General features: G+C 55.3%; 1 tRNA gene and 2 rRNA genes (1 of these 3 only partly in view). All 3 read left to right on the forward strand.

From position 1 onward, the window contains the following. A 23S ribosomal RNA gene (locus GGR47_RS18900) occupies positions 1 to 2,734 on the forward strand (it extends 63 nt beyond the left edge of the window). 177 nt (positions 2,735 to 2,911) lie between these two features. Then, positions 2,912 to 3,026, forward strand: a 5S ribosomal RNA gene (gene rrf, locus GGR47_RS18905). Positions 3,027 to 3,157: 131 nt separating this feature from the next. Next, positions 3,158 to 3,234: transfer RNA gene (locus GGR47_RS18910), tRNA-Met, on the forward strand. Positions 3,235 to 3,364: the final 130 nt, after the last annotated feature.

The raw sequence follows: 3,364 nt of genomic DNA on the forward strand, positions 1-3,364 counted from the left end.
CGCTGCGATAAGCTGCGGTGAGGTGTGAGCAACCTTTGACCCGCAGATTTCCGAATGGGGAAACCCACCTATCCGTTTAATCTCGAACGTTGTCCGCAAGGACGGCGAGCGGGGTTAGGCGGGAACAGGTATCTCAAAACTGAATACATAGGTTTCGAGAAGCGAACCCGGTGAACTGAAACATCTCAGTAGCCGGAGGAAAAGACATCAACCGAGATTCCGTTAGTAGTGGCGAGCGAACGCGGACCAGGCCAGTGCTCAGATTTCAACTAGCAGAACCATCTGGAAAGTTGGGCCATAGCGGGTGACAGCCCCGTATGCGAAAGTGATGATCTGAGACTCGAGTAGGGCGGAACACGTGTAATTCTGTCTGAACATGGGGGGACCACCCTCCAAGCCTAAATACTCGTACATGACCGATAGCGAACTAGTACCGTGAGGGAAAGGTGAAAAGCACCCCGATGAGGGGAGTGAAACAGTACCTGAAACGGATTGCCTACAAGCAGTAGGAGCTCTCTTGTGGAGTGACTGCGTACCTCTTGCATAATGGGTCTGTGACTTAATGTATCAAGCAAGCTTAAGCCGATAGGTGTAGGCGCAGCGAAAGCGAGTCTGAATAGGGCGCCATAGTTTGATGTATTAGACCCGAAACCCGGCGATCTAGGCATGACCAGGATGAAGGTGCGGTAACACGCACTGGAGGTCCGAACCGATTAACGTTGAAAAGTTACCGGATGAGTTGTGTTTAGGGGTGAAAGGCCAATCAAGCCGGGAAATAGCTGGTTCTCCGCGAAAACTATTGAGGTAGTGCCTCGAGCGGACACCCTAGGGGGTAGAGCACTGGATGGATGCGGGGGTCGCGAGATCTACCAACTCTAACCAAACTCCGAATACCTAGGAGTGATACTCGGGAGACAGACGGCGGGTGCTAAGGTCCGTCGTCAAAAGGGAAACAGCCCTGACCTACAGCTAAGGTCCCCAAGTCGTGTCTAAGTGGGAAAGCATGTGGAAATCCCAAAACAACCAGGAGGTTGGCTTAGAAGCAGCCATCCTTTAAAGAAAGCGTAACAGCTCACTGGTCTAAACAAGGGTTTCTGCGGCGAAGATGTAACGGGGCTCAAGACACGCACCGAAGCTTAGGGTGTGTACTTTGTACACGCGGTAGCGGAGCGTTCCGTACGCCTGTGAAGCGATCTGGTAATGGGTCGTGGAGGTATCGGAAGTGCGAATGCAGACATGAGTAGCGATAAAGAGGGTGAGATGCCCTCTCGCCGAAAGACCAAGGGTTCCTGCGCAAGGCTAATCCGCGCAGGGTGAGCCGGCCCCTAAGACGAGCCCGAAGGGGGTAGTCGATGGGAACCACGTTAATATTCGTGGGCCTGGTGGTGTGTGACGGATGGTGTGTGTTGTCTGACCTTATCGGATTGGTCAGGCTTCGAAACTGTCCCAGGAAATAGCCCCACCGTATAGACCGTACCCGAAACCGACACAGGTGGTCTGGTAGAGTATACCAAGGCGCTTGAGAGAAGTGTCCTGAAGGAACTCGGCAAATTGCCTCCGTACCTTCGGAAGAAGGAGGCCCCACGTAAGCGCAAGCTCTCGTGGGGGGCACAGGCCAGGGGGTAGCGACTGTTTAGCAAAAACACAGGGCTCTGCTAAGTCGGCTTCAAGACGACGTATAGGGCCTGACGCCTGCCCGGTGCCTGAAGGTTAAGTGGAGGGGTGCAAGCTCTGAAATGAAGCCCAGGTAAACGGCGGCCGTAACTATAACGGTCCTAAGGTAGCGAAATTCCTTGTCGGGTAAGTTCCGACCTGCACGAATGGCGTAACGACTTCCCCACTGTCTCCAGGACATGCTCAGCGAAATTGAATTCTCCGTGAAGATGCGGAGTACCCGCGGTTAGACGGAAAGACCCCGTGCACCTTTACTGCAGCTTCAGAGTGGCATTAGGAAAGAACTGTGTAGCATAGGTGGGAGGCTTTGAAGCATTGGCGCCAGCCGGTGTGGAGCCATAGGTGAAATACCACCCTGTTGTTTTCTGATGTCTAACCTCGCACCGTTAGCCGGTGCAGGGACCCTCTGTGGCGGGTAGTTTGACTGGGGCGGTCGCCTCCTAAAGAGTAACGGAGGCGCGCGATGGTGGGCTCAGGCCGGTTGGAAACCGGCTGTTAGAGTGCAATGGCATAAGCCCGCCTGACTGCGAGACTGACAAGTCGAGCAGAGACGAAAGTCGGTCATAGTGATCCGGTGGTCCCTCGTGGAAGGGCCATCGCTCAACGGATAAAAGGTACGCCGGGGATAACAGGCTGATAACCCCCAAGAGCTCATATCGACGGGGTTGTTTGGCACCTCGATGTCGGCTCATCACATCCTGGGGCTGGAGCAGGTCCCAAGGGTTTGGCTGTTCGCCAATTAAAGTGGTACGTGAGCTGGGTTCAGAACGTCGCGAGACAGTTTGGTCCCTATCTGCCGTGGGCGTCGAAATTTGAGAGGAGTTGACCCTAGTACGAGAGGACCGGGTTGAACGTACCTCTGGTGTACCTGTCGTCGTGCCAACGGCGCAGCAGGGTAGCTATGTACGGACGGGATAACCGCTGAAAGCATCTAAGCGGGAAGCCTCCCTCGAGATAAGATTTCATAGGACGGTCGGAGACCACGACCTTGATAGATCGGATGTGGAAGTGCGGTAACGCATGGAGCTAACCGATACTAATTGTCCTATTCGCGCTTGAGAGGACACACCATCAATGACAACCCTGGGTTGTCGACGATAGGCGTGGATGTCAGCGTCGAACGCCAGATACATATTCCAGTAACAGTGCACGCATCGATTTGAACCGGCTGACCCACTAGTACGACACGCATGAAGCGTGCCGCACTAGCGGCTCAGTTCCCGCACACGCTTCATTGCCTGGTGGCTATAGCGTCGGTGTCCCACCCGATCCCATCCCGAACTCGGCCGTGAAACCCGACTGCGCCAATGGTACTACTGCCTAAGCAGTGGAAGAGTAGGTCGTCGCCAGGCATTGAAGCCTGTGCGGGAAACAAGAACCCATTCATGATCTCGTCCCAACGGGACACGCAACCCTCGCCACAAGCGGGGGTTCTCGCGTCTCCAACGGACACTCCATCAAAGCCCACTTTGATGGTCCTTGGCGCGGGGTGGAGCAGCCCGGTAGCTCGTCAGGCTCATAACCTGAAGGTCACAGGTTCAAATCCTGTCCCCGCAACCAATCCTCACAAAAGCCCCTGACCACCCGGTCCGGGGCTTTCGTGCGTTTGGGCCCGCTCCCAATCCACAGCAACCGCACGACAGAACCGCTCGACATGCGCGGTAATGTCCGCGGGGCGCGCCTGACTTGA

This window comes from Sphingomonas aquatilis (assembly GCF_014196115.1).
Taxonomy (GTDB): Bacteria; Pseudomonadota; Alphaproteobacteria; order Sphingomonadales; family Sphingomonadaceae; genus Sphingomonas; species Sphingomonas aquatilis.